Annotated in this window: 15 protein-coding genes; 9 read left to right on the top strand and 6 right to left on the bottom strand. The window is 67.9% G+C overall.

Annotated elements, in window-relative coordinates; genetic code table 11:
• Nucleotides 1–294: 294 nt before the first annotated feature.
• The 3 genes from IB227_RS17095 to IB227_RS17085 all read right to left on the bottom strand — a co-directional run bounded on the left by IB227_RS17095 (nt 295) and on the right by IB227_RS17085 (nt 3,818).
• Nucleotides 295–894 carry a cysteine dioxygenase family protein gene (locus IB227_RS17095; RefSeq protein WP_192288371.1) on the bottom strand — a complete coding sequence of 200 codons (600 nt, stop codon included), beginning with the start codon at nt 892–894 and terminating at the stop codon, nt 295–297.
• A gap of 301 nt (nt 895–1,195) precedes the next feature.
• A complete protein-coding gene (locus tag IB227_RS17090; protein ID WP_192288370.1) occupies nt 1,196–2,803 on the bottom strand; it encodes a carboxylesterase/lipase family protein in 1,608 nt (535 codons plus the stop codon).
• A gap of 64 nt (nt 2,804–2,867) precedes the next feature.
• Entirely contained in the window at nt 2,868–3,818 is a 951-nt protein-coding gene (locus tag IB227_RS17085) for an alpha/beta hydrolase (protein WP_225591941.1), read from the bottom strand.
• Between the two features lie 184 nt (nt 3,819–4,002).
• On the opposite strand from IB227_RS17085, the gene IB227_RS17080 reads away from it, so the two are divergent.
• The 8 genes from IB227_RS17080 (at nt 4,003) to IB227_RS17045 (ending at nt 12,333) form a co-directional block, all read left to right on the top strand.
• Nucleotides 4,003–4,830, top strand: coding sequence for a 2-keto-4-pentenoate hydratase (locus IB227_RS17080; protein ID WP_192288368.1), 828 nt, complete (start codon nt 4,003–4,005; stop codon nt 4,828–4,830).
• A 36-nt stretch (nt 4,831–4,866) separates the two neighbouring features.
• Nucleotides 4,867–5,871, top strand: a complete 1,005-nt coding sequence (locus IB227_RS17075) for a TRAP transporter substrate-binding protein (protein ID WP_192288367.1) — start codon at nt 4,867–4,869, stop codon at nt 5,869–5,871.
• Between the two features lie 13 nt (nt 5,872–5,884).
• Nucleotides 5,885–6,418: a TRAP transporter small permease gene (locus tag IB227_RS17070; RefSeq protein ID WP_192288366.1), complete on the top strand. Its 534-nt coding sequence runs from the start codon at nt 5,885–5,887 to the stop codon at nt 6,416–6,418.
• A gap of 3 nt (nt 6,419–6,421) precedes the next feature.
• Nucleotides 6,422–7,705, top strand: a complete 1,284-nt coding sequence (locus IB227_RS17065; RefSeq protein ID WP_132862283.1) for a TRAP transporter large permease — start codon at nt 6,422–6,424, stop codon at nt 7,703–7,705.
• 259 nt (nt 7,706–7,964) lie between these two features.
• Nucleotides 7,965–9,017, top strand: a complete 1,053-nt coding sequence (locus IB227_RS17060) for a LacI family DNA-binding transcriptional regulator (RefSeq protein WP_132862284.1) — start codon at nt 7,965–7,967, stop codon at nt 9,015–9,017.
• 217 nt (nt 9,018–9,234) lie between these two features.
• Nucleotides 9,235–9,990, top strand: coding sequence for a 2-dehydro-3-deoxy-D-gluconate 5-dehydrogenase KduD (gene kduD, locus IB227_RS17055; RefSeq protein WP_132862285.1), 756 nt, complete (start codon nt 9,235–9,237; stop codon nt 9,988–9,990).
• A 362-nt stretch (nt 9,991–10,352) separates the two neighbouring features.
• On the top strand, nt 10,353–10,991 hold the full coding sequence (locus IB227_RS17050; protein ID WP_192288365.1) for an RpiB/LacA/LacB family sugar-phosphate isomerase: 639 nt from the start codon (nt 10,353–10,355) through the stop codon (nt 10,989–10,991).
• A gap of 211 nt (nt 10,992–11,202) precedes the next feature.
• On the top strand, nt 11,203–12,333 hold the full coding sequence (locus tag IB227_RS17045) for a GDSL-type esterase/lipase family protein (RefSeq protein WP_225591940.1): 1,131 nt from the start codon (nt 11,203–11,205) through the stop codon (nt 12,331–12,333).
• A 12-nt stretch (nt 12,334–12,345) separates the two neighbouring features.
• Here IB227_RS17045 and IB227_RS17040 read toward each other — a convergent pair whose 3' ends face one another.
• On the bottom strand, nt 12,346–13,266 hold the full coding sequence (locus tag IB227_RS17040; RefSeq protein ID WP_192288363.1) for a LysR family transcriptional regulator: 921 nt from the start codon (nt 13,264–13,266) through the stop codon (nt 12,346–12,348).
• A 137-nt stretch (nt 13,267–13,403) separates the two neighbouring features.
• Here IB227_RS17040 and IB227_RS17035 point away from each other — a divergent pair, with 137 nt between their 5' ends.
• Nucleotides 13,404–14,111, top strand: coding sequence for a pirin family protein (locus IB227_RS17035; RefSeq protein WP_192288362.1), 708 nt, complete (start codon nt 13,404–13,406; stop codon nt 14,109–14,111).
• Between the two features lie 352 nt (nt 14,112–14,463).
• Here IB227_RS17035 and IB227_RS17030 read toward each other — a convergent pair whose 3' ends face one another.
• Both IB227_RS17030 and IB227_RS17025 read right to left on the bottom strand, forming a co-directional pair.
• Nucleotides 14,464–15,108, bottom strand: coding sequence for a DUF2894 domain-containing protein (locus tag IB227_RS17030; RefSeq protein WP_192288361.1), 645 nt, complete (start codon nt 15,106–15,108; stop codon nt 14,464–14,466).
• Nucleotides 15,098–15,745 (bottom strand): OmpA family protein, encoded by a 648-nt coding sequence (locus IB227_RS17025; RefSeq protein WP_192288360.1) that lies wholly within the window; start codon nt 15,743–15,745, stop codon nt 15,098–15,100. Before IB227_RS17025 ends, IB227_RS17030 begins: the two co-directional genes overlap by 11 nt.
• Nucleotides 15,746–15,749 lie beyond the last annotated feature (4 nt).

Here is a 15,749-nt window from a genome sequence, read left to right as displayed (position 1 = left end):
GCGCCGATGGTAGTGCGGCTCAAGCCGTGCGAGAGTAGGTCATCGCCAGGTTTTAAACCCCAAAGCCCGCTGCCGCCGCAGCGGGCTTTTTCTTTGCCCGGAACATCGCCGGTGGGCGCGCGCCCGGAACGTGCGCCCGCGGGCGCCATGCCGGAGATCGTTCAGAGGGGGAATGCCGGTGATCCGCTGATGCCGGAGGCGGGCTCGGTCGGGGAGTGCGGGACTGTGAGCTTCGCGCCCGAGGGCGCTCCTACCCATGGGCGATGGACTGCGCGTGGATCCCGGTGCGCGCGTCTATGGGGAGGCGTCGAGGGAGAGCGCGCGGGCTTGGCGCTGGTACCAGCCGGGTTTGTCGGCGATGGCTTCGAAAACGTGGCTGCGATCCATGGCGCGTTGATAGACGTGGACCGAGACGGCGATGGCGTCGCTGCTGGCGTTGCGCAGAGTGTGGAACTCGTCGGGCGGGATCAGGTTGCCCGCGCTGCCGCGGGTGCCGCGCAGGCATTGGCGGGGACTGAAGCGGAACCGCTCTTGCTGGTGCTCGATGAGCTGGTACGGGGTGATGTCCAGGTCGCCGCGCCAGACACCTTCGACGCACCACAGGCCGTCGTGATCGTGCAGTGGTGTGCCCTGTCCCGGGCCCCAGGTCATGGCGATGATGCTGTAGCCATGCCTCGGGCTGCGATAAAGCTCGCGGCGGGCGTAGTGATCGTTGATCGGATTGTGGATGACGGGCGGCAGGCTGATGCGTGGATCGTTGATGGCCCGTTCCAGCACGCGCTGCACCTGGATGACGGTTGCAGACGTGTTTCCGGCCTGCAGGGCGGCGTCGATGCCATCGAGCAGATGCTGACGGCCGGGAAAATCGGGGTAGTGCGAAGTATCCAACGTCATGCCCGCAGTCTAGGCGAGGGCGGTAAAGATTCCGTTGTCAGTGGGTTGTCGGGCAGCAGCGGATGCGGTTGGGTGCGCTGTTCGTGGTCGGGCGCTTGATGAAGAGCGAGGCAAAGGCGCCCTCACCCGCCCTTCGGGCACCCTCTCCCGCTTGCGGGAGAGGGATGGGTTTCGCTGGTTGTGATGAGGGCTGTTGAATCGCGCCCTCGCCCACCCTTCGGGCACTCTCTCCCGCTTGCGGGAGAGGGGATGGGGTTCGCCGGTTGTTGGCAGGGATTCGAGGGCGTCAGGATTCGGGGCGTCAGAACGTGCCGCGCTGGATGAACGGGGCTTGCGCGTAGAGTCTGCGCTCGCCGCCGCGCGGGTCGTCGCCGAGGTGGCTGTTGGCGTCGAACTGCAGGGTCTGGCGGCGGTCGAGGGCGTAGGGCTCCCAGTGCGGCAGGCCGGGGTGGTTGGGATCGCCGTGACGGGCGAAGGCGAGCAGGGCGTCGCTCATCGTGTCGGCGACGCGCTGGGCCTCCAGGCCGCTGCCGGTGCGTGCGCCGGGTTGCTGCAGGTTATGGAACACCAGCGGGATGTCGAGGGTGTGGAAGGCGCGCAGGTGCGCGGCGTCGCCACCGCGGTCGTACCAGTCCAGTTGATAGGCCCAGGTGGGGGCGCCCTGGCGGGCGCGGGCTTCGAGCTCCTCGATCGCACCGCGCCAGGAGCGGCCGGCGGTGGTGGCGGCGAAAAATATCTCCGACGGCGTGTAGTGCGGATAAAGGCGGCGGTATTCGGCGATGACGACCGTCGGCAGCAGGTCGACGTATTGCTGGGCTTCCAACCTGGCCGGGAGCGCTTCCCAGCTCAGCGTGTGGTTGGCCGGGTCATTGCCGAGGAAGGCGCGGGTTTCGTCGTGGGTATTGCCGATGACCATGGGAAGGGCGGCCGACTGGACCGGTGCCTGTGGCCAGAACGGGTGCGCGGGCAGGTTGCGTGCGTCCAGCACCGGGCCGACGTACAGGCCGGTGCTCTCCACGCGCGAGGGATCGCGGAGTTTCACCGCTTCCAGCAGCTGCTGCATCGGCAGCTGGCGCAGTGCGTCGGCATCGCCGAGCTTGAAATGCTCCAGGACCAGCCGCGCACGCTGGGTGGCGGCGCGTGGGCCGGCGGCGGTGACCTGTTGTCCGCTCATCGTCCAGGCGCGATGGAACAGCCCCTTGGCCGCCGGCATGGCCATCAGGGTGGCGATCTTGGCGCCGCCGCCGGATTGGCCGAATACCGTGATGTTGTCGGCATCACCGCCGAACTCGGTCGCATGCTGGCGGACCCAGTGCAGGGCCTGGACCAGGTCGAGCTGGCCGACGTTGCCGGAGTCGGCCAGGGCAGGGCCGCCGAGCTGGGCTAGATGCAGATAGCCGAACAGGTTGAGGCGATGGTTGACGGTGACCACCACCACGTCGCCACGCCGGCACAGGTTGCCGCCGTCATACAGCGGGTCGCTGCCGGAGCCGTTGTTGTAGGCGCCGCCGTGGATATAGAACAGCACCGGGCGCTTGCCGCCATCGTGCAGGGCCGGGGTCCAGACATTGAGGTAAAGACAGTCTTCGCTCCCCGGGCCCTCATTGCCGGCCTGCGGGGCGGCCGGGCCATAAGCCAGTGCATCGCGGATGCCGTTCCAGGCCGACTCCTGCAGGGCTGGCTGGAACCGGCGTGGAGCAGTGTCGGCACCGTAGGGAATGCCACGGAAGACATGGATGTCGCCTTCGGTCTGGCCCGCGATGCGGCCGCCGCGGGTGCGGGCGATGGGCGCATTGCCGGTGTGCGCCCAGCCGGCGGTGTGGGCGGTGGCCAAACCGATGCCGGCGGTGAGCAGGCTGGCGTGCTGGAGGAACTGGCGACGGTGGGGATTGCTGGGTGGCTGGGTCATGGTCGGCGGGTGATGGAGGGAGACGACGGCCCCACCCCAACCCCTCTCTCCATCGGAGAGGGATTCAGGGGGCGGTGCGGGATGGCGGGGGGAGCGAGGTGATCCAGTCCAGCGCCAGGCGTGGCCAGGCCGCGCTGGTCAGGCCGGCGGTGCCGCGGACACCGAAGCCGTGGCCGCCGTGCGGGAACAGGTGCAGCTCGGTGGTGACACCGGCCGTGCGCAGCGCCTGGTAGAACAGCAGGCTGTTGCCAACCGGGACCACATCGTCATCGCCGGCGTGCAACAGGAAGGTCGGCGGCGTGTCCGCGCGTACCCGGGTCTGCATCGAGTAGCGCTGCAGCAGCTCGGGGGACGGGGTGTCGCCGAGCAGGCGCTGGCGCGAACCGACATGCGTGTCGGGGCCGTGCATGTCGATGACCGGATAGACCAGCAGCTGGTAGTCCGGGCGCGCGCTCTCGCCATCGATGGCGTCGGTGGGCGGATAGACGGATGCATCGAAGCCGGTGCCCAGTCGTGCGGCGAGGTGACCGCCGGCGGAGAAGCCCATCACGCCGATGCGGTGCGGGCGGATCCCCCACTCGCCAGCCCGGTGACGGATCAGCCGCAGTGCACGCTGCGCGTCGGCCAGCGCGGCTTCGCGGTCCGCACGGCCCTCGCCTGGCAGGCGGTAGCGCAGCACGAACAAGGTGGTGCCGCCTTGCTCGGTGAAGGCCGGCACCAGCGCGGTGCCTTCCTTGTCGAGCACGACACGCTGGTAGCCGCCGCCGGGGATGACCAGCAGCGCGTCGCCATTGGGCCGTGCCGGGCGGTGGACGACCAGATAGGGCGTGCTGACGTGGTCGATGTAGCGGTCCGGCAGGGCAGGGTCGGCGCTGCGTTCGACGATGCGACGCGGCGAGGGCAATGGCTTGTCCCCCGGTGCCAATCCATCCGGCCACAGCGCGATGCGGTCGGCCGAACCCGCGGCCGGCTCGCCGTCCAGCGTGCTCTGGGCGAATAGCGGGGCGGTCAGCATGAAAAGATAAAAAGCCAGTAAATACAGAAGATTACGTATTTTGTGTGGGAGCATGTTGGATCCGGCATGGCAGGGGATCATCGCTTCTGGTGCACTGCACATTGTCAGATGACACCGGTTTACCTTATACAGCCAACCAGGCAACTGTCGATTGGCAGTGCAACAAAGACATCAGGAGAGTCACTTGAGCAACGACCCAGGCAGTCAGCACCCGTCGGATACCGGGCTGGACGACATTGCCCGCAGTTTTGTGGAAGCCCGCCGCCAGGGACGTTCGCTTCCGGATTTTCCCGGCATGATCCCGGATGATCTGGTGACTGCCTACCGCGTGCAGGACCTGGCCATCGGCCGCTGGGACGACGTGGTGGTGGGCTGGAAGGTGGGCTACATCGCGGCCGAGCGCCGTGATGGCTCCGGCGACGAGCGTCTGCTGGGCCCGATTTTCCAGCGCAATCTCTGGAATGCTACCGGTGCCATCGTGGATATCCCGGTGTTTTCGGCCGCCGGCGGCTTTGCCGCGGTGGAGGCCGAGTACGTGCTGCAGCTGGAGGCCGACGCGCCGGCGGACAAGCTCGACTGGACCCCGGAAGAGGCCGAGGCGCTGCCGGCCCGCCTGTTCATCGGCGTGGAAGTGGCCAGCAGCCCGCTGGCGACGATCAATATCCTGGGGCCGCGCGTGGTGGTGTCCGACTTCGGCAACAACAACGGGCTGGTGCTCGGCGCGGAGATTCCGGACTGGACCCGGCGTGACGAACCGGACCTGCGCGCGGAAACCCTGATCGATGGCGCGGTGGTCGGTACCGGTGGTGCCACCCACCTGCCCGGTGGCCTGCGCGCGGCCTACGCCTTCGCGTTGTCGCGTTCGGCCAAGCGTGGCCGGCCGTTGAGGAAGGGCGAGCTGATCGCCACCGGCAATGCCACCGGCATCCATGACATCGGCGTGGGCCAGCAGGCATTGATCCGTTTCGCCGGTTGCGGCGAGATTTCGTGCAGGGCCGTACCCGCCGGGTGATACCGCGGCACCATCCATCACGCGCGGGAGGGCGCAATGGTTACTCGACGAGGTTTTCTCACTACCAGCCTGGGCGCGCTGGCCGCGCCGATGCTGGCCGCCTGCGGCGCGGGTGGCAAGGGCGCGGCGGGAGACGGGCAGGTGCTGACCGCCAGCGACGTGCACGTGGCCGACTATCCGACGGTCACCGCGGTGAAGTGGATCGGCCAGCAGCTGGAGCAGCAGACCGGCGGCCGGCTGCGCCTGAACCAGTACCACTCCGGCCAGCTCGGCCGCGAGTCCGAGGCGATCGACATGGCCCGCTTCGGTGCCATCGACATCACCCGCGTGTACTCCGGCGCGTTGAACAATGCCTTCCCGCTGACCCAGGCCCTGTGCCTGCCGTACGTGTTCGACTCGGTGCAGCACATGCGGCGTGCGCTGGACGGTGGCATCGGCGATGCGGTGCTGCGCGGCTTCGAGAGCCGCGGGCTGGTCGGCCTGGCGGTCTATGACTCCGGTGCACGCAGCTTCTACAACACCAAGCACCCGATCGTCGAACCCGGCGACCTGCACGGGTTGAAGCTGCGCGTGGCCAGCTCGGACATCTTCCTGCAGCTGATGCGCATGTTCGGGGCGAACCCGACGCCGATGTCGCTGGGCGACACGTTCTCCGGCATGGAGACGCACATGATCGACGGCGCCGAGAACAACATGCGCAGCTTCCACTCCAGCCGCCATTTCGAGGCGGCGCACTACTGGTCCGAGAGCCAGCATTCGTATGCGCCGGACATCCTGCTGATGTCGCGCCGCAGCCTGGAGGCGCTGTCCCCGGCCGACCGGCAACTGCTGCTGGAGCTGGCGCGGCAGTCGGTGCAGGTGATGCGCAGGGAGTGGGATGCCTCCGAGGACAAGGCGCGCGAAGCGGTGCTGGCCTACGGCGTGAAAGCCAATGCGGTGGACATGCCGGCCTTCCGCGAAGCGGCGGCACCGCTGCTGCGCGACTACCTGAAGCAGGCGGACATCGCCGCGCTGCACCGTCTCATCCGCGACTTCGCCTGAGGACCGCGCCACGATGTCTGATACCAACGAAACCACGGTGACGACGGGCGTCCAGCGCGTGCTGGAACGGCTGGCCGACGTCGTCATCCATATCGCCGTGCTGGCCCTGCTCGGGCTGGTGGTGGTGCAGGGCTGGCAGGTCTTCGCCCGCTACGTGATCAATGATTCGCCCAGCTGGACCGAGCCGGTGACGCTGCTGTTGCTGAGCACGGCGATGAGCCTGGGCGCGGCGGCCGGCGTGTATACCAACCGCCACTTCGGCTTCTTCCTGCTGGCCGACTACATCAACCCGGCGATCAAGCGCGTGATCGATGCACTGGTGCCGCTGATCATCGCCGTCATCGGCGGCTTCATCGCCTGGTGGGGCTGGGTGCTGTGGCTGGACGGCCTGCACATCAAGACCGCCGGCGCCAACCTGCCGCAGAGCGTGAACTACCTGCCGTTGAGCATCGGTGGCGCGCTGATGGCGGTGTTCGCATTGAACCGGATGGCGCAGGCATTGCAGGCCGGCGCGGGCAGTGCCGGCACCGCTGAAGGAGACCGTTGAGCCATGGGTATCGCAATCCTCTTCGCCGTGTTCGGCGTACTGCTGCTGATCGGCGTGCCGGTCGCCTATGCGCTGGCCGCCGCGGCACTGGCCACCCTGTTGTACCTGGACCTGCCCAGCATCGTGCTGGTGCAGCAGATCTCCGCCGGCACCGGCTCGGCCTCGCTGATCGCCATTCCACTGTTCATCTTCGCCGGTGAAATCATGATGCGCGGTGGCATCTCCGAGCGCCTGATCTCGCTGGCCTCGTCGCTGGTCGGGCGCATGCGCGGCGGCCTGGGCCAGGTGTCGATCCTGTCCTCGCTGTTCTTCGGTGGCGTGTCGGGCTCGGCGATCGCCGACGTCTCGGCGGTGGGCGGCACGATGATCCCGCAGATGGTCAAGCGCGGCTACGACCGCGACTTCGCGGTCAACGTGAGCATCACCGCGGCGCTGGTGGCGCTGCTGGTGCCACCGTCGCACAACCTGATCCTGTTCTCGGCCGCGGCCGGTGGTGGCCTGTCCATCGCCGACCTGTTCGCCGCGGGCATCGTGCCGGCATTGCTGATGACGGTGGTGCTGATGGTGACCGGCTACGTGGTGGCGCGCCGTCGCGGCTACGGCGTGGAAGCCTTCCCGGGCATGCGCGCGGTACTGCTGCGGCTGGTCGCGGCGCTGCCGGGCCTGGGCCTGGTCGGCCTGATCTTCTTCGGCATCCGCGCCGGCATCTTCACCGCGGTGGAGTCGGCGGCGATCGCGGTGGTGTACGCGCTGCTGGTGACCACCGTGCTGTACCGCCAGCTGCGCTGGAAGGAGTTCATGGCCACCGTGGTGCATGCCGCGCGCAGCACCGGCGTGATCCTGTTCGTGATCGCCACCGCGGCGGTGTTCGGCTGGTTGCTGGCCTATCTGCAGGTGCCGGCGGCGGCGGTGGAGTTCCTGCAGTCCTTCGCGCACAGCAAGTACATGGTGCTGCTGATGATCGTGGTGATGCTGCTGTTGCTGGGCACCTTCATGGACCTGGCCCCGATGATCCTGATCTGCACGCCGATCTTCCTGCCGGTGGCCAAGGCCTACGGCATCGACCCGATCCACTTCGGCCTGGTGCTGGTGCTGACCGGTGGCCTGGGCCTGGTGACGCCGCCGGTGGGCTCGGTACTGTTCATCGGCACGGCGATCGGCAAGATCACCGTCGGTGAGAGCATGAAGACCATCTGGCCGTTCTGGCTGGCCGGCCTGGGCGTGCTGCTGGCGGTGACGTTCTTCCCGGAGATGTCGTTGTGGCTGCCGGCGCTGCTGCGTAGTTGATGCCGCCGGCCAGGTGCCCGCCGGCGGTGGCTGCCGGAGGCATGTCGCCCCCGGTTGGGTACAGCACGGCGGCGCGCCCCGTTCAGATGGCGCGCCGCGACTGCCCTCACAATGTGGCGGGGATCAAACGGGCATCGGTGCAGGCCATGAGCCTGCCGCCGGCAACACCGGGGTGCCTTCCCGCAACGCCCACGCCCGCGCTCTGGAACGAGCGCGGCCCGATAGAATGACTGCATTGAACGGTTTCAAGGACCTCGCCTTGCGCAAGAAGACCGACGTCGACGCCCCGGCCCACAACCTGGGCCGACCCGCCACGATCAACGACATCGCACGCCTGTCCGGTGTCTCCAAGAAGACGGTGTCGCGGATCATCAACAACTCGCCGCTGGTGCGCAAAGACACCCGCGAGAAGGTCGAGGCATTGATGCGTGAGGTGGGCTACGCGCCCGACCCGTTGGCCCGTGGCCTGGCGTTCCGGCGTTCGTTCCTGATCGGCATGGTCTACGACAACCCCACCGCGCAGTACGTGGTGGACATGCAGAACGGCGCGTTGGACGCGCTGCGTGGCTCCAGCTTCGAGCTGGTGGTGCACCCCTGCGACACGCGCAGCCCCGGCTACATCGAGGGGGTGAAGCGCTTCGTGCAGCAGCAGAAGCTGCACGGGGTGATCCTGGTGCCGCGTGCCTCCGAAGACCAGGCGCTGGCCGACATGCTCGACGAGATCGGCTGCCGCTTCACCCGCATCGCCGCGTTGCCGCTGGATGACACCTCGCAGATGGTGATCACCCACGACCGCGACGGCGCCGCCGAGGCCGCCGACTACCTGCTGTCGCTGGGCCACCGTGACATCGCGCTGATCACCGGGCCGACCGCCTACCGCTCCGCGCACGAGCGCACCGCCGGCTTCATCGAGGCGTTGCAGAACCGGGGCATCGAGCTGCCGCCGGCGCGCATCATCGAGGCCGGCTACACCTTCGAGTCGGGCGTGGCCGCGGCCGAGAAGCTGCTGCTGGGCAAGCAGCGGCCGACCGCCATCTTCACCGGCAACGACGAAATGGCCGCCGGTGTGTACAAGGTGGCCATGCGTGCGGGCATCAACATCCCGCGCGAGCTGTCGGTAGTGGGGTATGACGACAGCCCGCTGGCCTCGCGGCTGTGGCCGTCGTTGACCTCGGTGCGGCGCAATACCCGCGATACCGGGCGCACCGCCGCGGCGATGCTGATCCAGCCCGAGGGCAAGAGTGCCCTGCCGTTGGCCAGCGTGCGCCCGCACCTGGTCGTGCGCGATTCCTGCCAGCCACCGCAGGACTGACCCCCCAAGTAATTGTTCCAAAAGGAAAACGCTTATTCTTGCGGCGCAAAATGACACCGGTTTCCATAACCGCTAGAATCGTCCCGAACCCGCCCTGGAGCCGTGCTCCCGGGCCGGCCGGACCCCGCCGCGGCAGGCGCCAAACGCAGCCACCGCAACCCCTCCGGCCACGCTGCCGGCAGCAACCCACGAACCACCGCTCAGGGAGAGGAACACCATGACGAATCCATTCAGTCTCGAAGGCAAGGTCGCACTGGTAACCGGTGCCAATACCGGCCTGGGCCAGGGCATCGCGCTGGCGCTGGCCGCCGCCGGTGCCGACATCGCCGGTGCCGGCATCGTCCCGGCCGAGGAGACCGCCGGGAAGGTGCGCGCGCTGGGCCGCCGCTTCCTCAACATCGAGGCCAACCTGATCAGCATCGAACCGGTCGAGCGCGTGGTCGCCGAGACCGTGGCCGGGTTGGGTGGCCTGGACATCCTGGTCAACAACGCCGGGCTGATCCGCCGCGCCGACGCGGTGGAGTTCAGCGAGAAGGACTGGGACGACGTGATGAACGTGAACATCAAGTCGGCGTTCTTCATGAGCCAGGCCGCGGGCAAGCACTTCATCGCCCAGGGCAGCGGCAAGATCATCAACATCGCCTCGATGCTGTCCTTCCAGGGCGGCATCCGGGTGCCGTCCTATACCGCCTCCAAGAGCGGCATCGCCGGCATCACCCGCCTGCTGGCCAACGAATGGGCCGGCAAGGGCGTGACCATCAATGCGATCGCGCCGGGCTACATGGCCACCGACAACACCGCGCAGCTGCGTGCCGATGAAGACCGCAACAAGGCCATCCTGGACCGCATCCCGGCTGGCCGTTGGGGCAAGCCGGAAGACCTGGGTGGCACTGCGGTGTTCCTGGCGTCCAGTGCGTCGGATTACGTCAACGGCGCGATCATCCCGGTCGATGGTGGCTGGCTGGCGCGCTGAGGGTTGAAGGTGATGAGGTGACGGCTGGAAGGCCAGAGCCAAGGCGTCAAACGCTGAAAAGCTGGAAGCGCCCTCACCCCTACCCCTCTCCCGCATGCGGGAGAGGGGAGAGCAATAGCCGAAGCAACTGCGATAGCCGAAGCCAAAGCAACTGCCAAAGCCAAAGCAACTGCAATAGCCAAAGCCAAAGCCAAAGCTGAAGCTGAAGCTGAAGCGACAGCCCAGGCAGCAATGGCGAGCTGCACGGATTTCCCTTCTCCCGCGTGCGGGAGAAGGTGCCCCGAAGGGGCGGATGAGGGAAGCCTCTGCCTTGGCTTTCAACTCATCAACAACAACGTTTCCCCATACAAGAGAGTCATGCAATGAAGATCGCGTTGATGCAGGAATTCAGCCAGGCCGCCAAGAACCCGGTGGTGCTGGAACAGCTCAACACCGTGGCCGCCGCACAGGGCCATGACGTGTTCAACGTGGGTATGGACGGTGACAACGACCACCGCCTGACCTACATCCACCTGGGCATCTGCGCCGCGCTGCTGCTCAACGCCAAGGCCGTGGACTTCGTGGTCGCCGGCTGCGGCACCGGGCAGGGCGCGATGATGTCGCTCAATGCCTGGCCTGGCGTGTACTGCGGCTACTGCATCGAGCCGACCGATGCGTTCCTGTTCGCCCAGGTCAACAACGGCAACGCGCTGGCGCTGCCGTTCGCCAAGGGCTACGGCTGGGGCGCGGAGATCAACATCCGCTTCATCTTCGAGAAGGCGTTCGCCGGTGAGCGCGGCCAGGGCTACCCGGCCGAGCGCAAGGAATCGCAGATGGCCAATGCCGGCATCCTGGCGCAGGTGAAGCAGGGCGCGTCGAAGGACTTCGTCGAAGGCCTGAAGGCCATCGACCAGGAGCTGGTGAAGCAGGCCGTGGGCGGCGAGCGCTTCCAGAAGGCGTTCTTCGACAACGCCCAGGACGCGGACATCGTCGCCTACGTGAAGGGCGTGCTGGGCAAGTAAGCGCCTGGTGTTGCGGTAATGCCCTTGCGGGCGGACAAGGGCGCCGGGCGGCGCCCTTGTTGTTACCGGTTGCGGGCGTGGAACCGCAGTGAGGTTGCCGGCTCCGGATCAGGGGCCGGCTTCGCGCCCGAGGGCGCTCCTACATGGCCGCCAGGCGGTCGGAGGCGTCGCTTTGATGAAGCTCATTTCTTCCTGCTTGCTCCTGCTATGCATGGCGGGCAACACCGTTGCCGCAGATGCGTCGCATGCGGTCTTCATCGCGGGTGATTCCACCGCGGCCAGCTACGGCCCGGAGCGTGCACCGCAGGCGGGGTGGGGGCAGATGCTGCAGGGCTGGCTGGATCCGGCGCGATGGCAGGTGCACAACCATGCGGTGGGTGGGCGCAGCACGCGCAGCTTCATCGCCGAAGGACGGCTGGACGCGATCGGCCATGCCTTGCGCCCCGGTGATGTGCTGCTGATCCAGTTCGGCCACAACGATGCCAAGTTCGAGGACCCCAGCCGCTACACCGCGCCGGACGGCGACTACGTGATGTTCCTCGAGCGCTACATCGCCGTGGCGCGGGAGAAGGGGGCCACGGCGATCCTGGTCACGCCGGCGGCACGGTTGCTGTACGACTTCGGCGCGCTGCTGGACACGCATGGTCGCTATACCCAGGCCATGCAGCGGGTGGCGCGCGAGCGGCAGGTGGCGCTGATCGATCTCAATGCCCGCTCGATGGCGTGGATCCGCGCACTGGGCGAGCAGGGGGCCAGGCCCTACTTCATGTTCGTGCCGGCGCAGGGCAAGGCGGACGGCACCCACTTCAGCAGCGCCGGCGCGACCGCGGTGGCCTGCCTGGTGATGCGTGGCTGGGTCGAGCTGCAGCCGCGGATGCGGGAGGGGCTGCAACGCGACATCGATTGCGGCGCGATCAGTGCACCGCCAGCGCCCGCCGCCACGACGGCAGCCGTCGCCGCGCCCGTGGCTCCGGCCAAAGCAGCGGTCGATGCGCACGGCTCGCGGGTGATCCGCGAGCAGGACATTGCCCGCACCCAGCCCGGGCCGCATGGCGGCGCCGGCCCGACCACCGCGTACTCCTTCTTCGCCGAGGTCGGCGACCTGCCGTTCGTGCTGCGCAAGCGCGTGCTGCACAGGGGCGCAGGCATCGGCCTGCACCCGCAGCACAAGGACGAGATCTACTACATCGTCAGCGGGCGTGGCCTGTACGTGCTTGACGGCCAGCAGTACGAAGTGGGCCCCGGCCACGCGCTGCTTACCCGCAGTGGCAGCACGCATGCCCTGCAGCAGACCGGCGACGAGGACCTGGTGGTGATGCTGGCGTATCCGACGACCCGGTAGCCCCCGCGGGCATCAGGTCGCCTGGAGGGCCCATGGCTCCTTTTCCAGGCGTTGCGCCAGGTAGTCGATCAGTGCCTGCACGCGTGCGGGCCGGCGCAGGCCCGGCGGGGTGACGATGCTCAGCGCCAACGGTTCGACCTTCCAGTCGTCCAGCGCCGTTTCCAGCCGTCCCGCGCGCAGGTCTTCCCAGGCCAGGAATTCCGGCTGCAGCGCCAGCCCAAGACCGGCATGCAACGCGGGGGCGAATACTTCGGCGTTGTTGGCCTGCAGTGGGCGCGGCACGGTCTGCGCGAACTCGCCGTGGCGTGCGTGGCGGAAGCGCCAGGTGTTGCCGCCGCGCGTGTAGCTGTACTGGAAGCCCCGGTGCCGGGCGAGGTCGCGCGGATGCCGGGGACGGCCATGCGCGGCGAAGTAGGCCGGTGCGCCCACCAGCAGGATGCGGACCTGGCACAGGCGCCGCGCGCGCAGGCTGGAATCGGCCAGGTTGGTGATGCGCAGGGCCATGTCGAAGCGTTCGGCGACCATGTCGACCATGTCGTCGCTGAGCTGCAGGTCCAGCTCCACGTCCGGATGGGCCTGCATGAACGCCGGCAGCAGAGGGGCCAGCCGGGCCACGCCGAAGGACATCGGTGCGGCGACGCGGATCAAGCCGCGCAGGGCGGTGGAGCGCTCGGCGACCTCCGATTCGATGGCCTCGCCCTCATCGAGGATGCGCACGGCGCGCTCCAGCGCGCCCTGGCCGGCGTCGGTCAGCGAGACCCGGCGCGAGGTACGGTGCAGCAGGGCCGTGCCCACGCGCGCCTCCAGCCGGGTGATGGCCTTGGAGACGGTGGCCTGCGACAGCGACAGCTCCTCGGCGGCACGGGCGAAGGAGCCGGCTTCGGCCACCTTGGCGAAGATGGCCCAGGCTTCAAGATCAGGCAGGCGGCTCATCGGGCATCCAGGGCAGGGCGTTGCGCGCAGTATCGCAGAAATGGAAAGCATGACTTTCCATTGTTTCTATTCTCTGCATTGCGGGGCAGGCCTAGACTGGCGCCCATCGACAAACCACTGTTTCCCAGGAGAACGCCATGATTGAACGTCGCCCGTTTGCCAGCCTTGGTGGAGCCAATCATGGTTGGCTCGATGCCAAGCATCATTTTTCCTTCGCCGAGTACCACGACCCCAAGCGCGTGAACTGGGGTGCGATGCGGGTCTGGAATGACGACACCATCCAGCCCGGCACCGGCTTCCCGCCGCATCCGCACGCCGAGATGGAGATCATCACCTACGTGCGCGAGGGTGCCATCAGCCACCAGGACGACCAGGGCAACAAGGGCCGCACCGAGGCCGGCGACGTGCAGGTGATGAGTGCCGGCAGCGGCATCCGCCACGCCGAGTACAACCTGGAGCCGGGCATCACCCGCATCTTCCAGATCTGGATCTTCCCGGATGAGCGCGGTGGCAAGCCGTCGTGGGGCACCAAGCCGTTCCCGAAGGGCGAGCGCAGCGGCCGCTTCGTGACGCTGGCCAGCGGCATCGAAGGCGACGACGACGCGTTGCCGATCCGTGCCAATGCGCGGGTGTCCGGTGCCACGCTCAAGGCCGGTGAAAGCACCGAGTACCGCTTCAGCGACGCCAGCCGCCACGGCTACCTGGTGCCCAACACCGGCAAGGTGGAAGTGAACGGCGTGCCGCTCGATGCCCGAGACGGCGCCGCCATCACCGGCGAGGACAGCATCACCATCCGCGCGCTGGAGGATTCGGAGTTGGTGCTGGTCGATACCGCCGCGCTGTAAGCCGGTTTCAAGGACCCGCCGTTGCCGCGACCGCAAGGCCGTGGCAGCGGCGTCTGGCCGTCACGCGGGCGGGTCCGGAGCAGGGGAGGCGACGAAACACCGGTTCACGACGAGCCTTTCGGGCGTCCCGCACTGGCAGGGCCAGCGGCCGGTTCGTTGCAGATTGGGCTCTGCAACCAAGAGGGCGTCATCGGGGGGATGACGTGACGGGCGAGCCGTCACGTGCAGCCTTTCATCCCTGATGTGTAGACGGCGTGGTGAAACGCCAACCGGTCCACAGTATTCGGCCCCCTGTGCGCATTCATGCGCACAGGGGAGGCGTGCGTGGCGCCTGCCGGGGCGAAATCGCGGCCTACGGCGCCGGTTTCTTCTTCCGCGGGGCGGCCTTGCGCTTGCTGGCGCTGCGGCTGGGCTCGGGCGCGGTGTCGTTGCCGCTGAGCGGCTCCATCCAGGTAAGCACGTCGACATAGGCGATGAAGTGCTGCAGGTAGTCCGGCGAAATCTCCTGCATCAATGCCATGGCACGGTAGGTGAGCACGCTGGAATGCAGCGGGCCGGCGTCTTCGGGCAGGGCATCCAGGCATTGCCGCAGCAGGCTCTCGATGCGGATGCGGCCCCACAGCTGCTGGAACTCGTCCAGTACCGGCAGCGCGGTGCCGTCGCCGGTGTCCTCGGCCGCCGCCTCGGTGCGGCCGGCCGCATTCAACGGCAGCTGGTACTGCAGCGGCTCGGTGGTCAGCAGCGTGATCAGCTGCCGCAGCGGGCTGGGCGCGTCCTCGCCGGCGGCCGTGTCCGGTACGTGCCGTTGCACGATCCCGGCGTAGTCGTCGAGCAGCTGCGACAGGCGCGCTTCCAGCTGTGTGCGGACCGCGCCGTCGTAGGCACCGGCACGGCGGGCAAGTGCGTCGATCAGGCCAAAGCGCAGCGGATCGATGCGGTCGGCGCCCTGGGTGCGCCACGCATCCAACCGTGCGTACACCGCCGGATCAGCGGGCATCGGCCTTGCCATCGGTATGCGGCCGCGGAATCGGTGCGATCTCAACGCGGCGGTTCTTCGCACGCCCGGCCTCGTCATCGTTGGGGCTGACTGGCTGCTCGGCACCGAAGGCCGCCGCGAACACCGACGCCGACGGCACGCCATCGGCGATCAGGGTGCGGGTGACGGTGAGCGCGCGCGCGGCTGACAGTTCCAGGTTATCGGCGAAGCGGGCATTGGCCACGCGCACCGGCTGGTTGTCGGTGAAGCCGCTGACCATCAGGATCTCCTCGCGTGCGTGCAGGTACTCACGCAGCGGGCCGGCGATGCTCTGCAGCAGCTCGCGGCCCTCCGGTTGCAGCTGGTCGGAGTTGAGCGCGAACAGCACGTTGCCGCTGATGCCGATGCGGCCGTCGATGACGGTGATGCGGCCGGCGGCCATCGGCGCGGCCAGTGCCTGCTCCAGCGTCTTGAGCTTGGCGGTCTGCGCCTGGCGCTGCTTCACTTCCTCGTCCAGGCGGTTGTGCAGCAGCAGCTGGATGCCGATGACGCTGGCCAGGATCAGCACGAATGCACCCAGCAGCACCGACATCAGGTCGCCGAACGCGGCCCAGGTGGTGGCAGTGGATTCGGCGTCGAACTCGATCTCGTCGCTCATGCCA

The sequence above is a fragment of the Stenotrophomonas sp. STM01 genome (assembly GCF_014852135.1).
Lineage (GTDB): Bacteria > Pseudomonadota > Gammaproteobacteria > Xanthomonadales > Xanthomonadaceae > Stenotrophomonas > Stenotrophomonas capsici.
The sequence above is the reverse complement of the archived record's forward strand: the minus strand, read 5'-3'. Positions and strand labels throughout refer to the sequence as shown.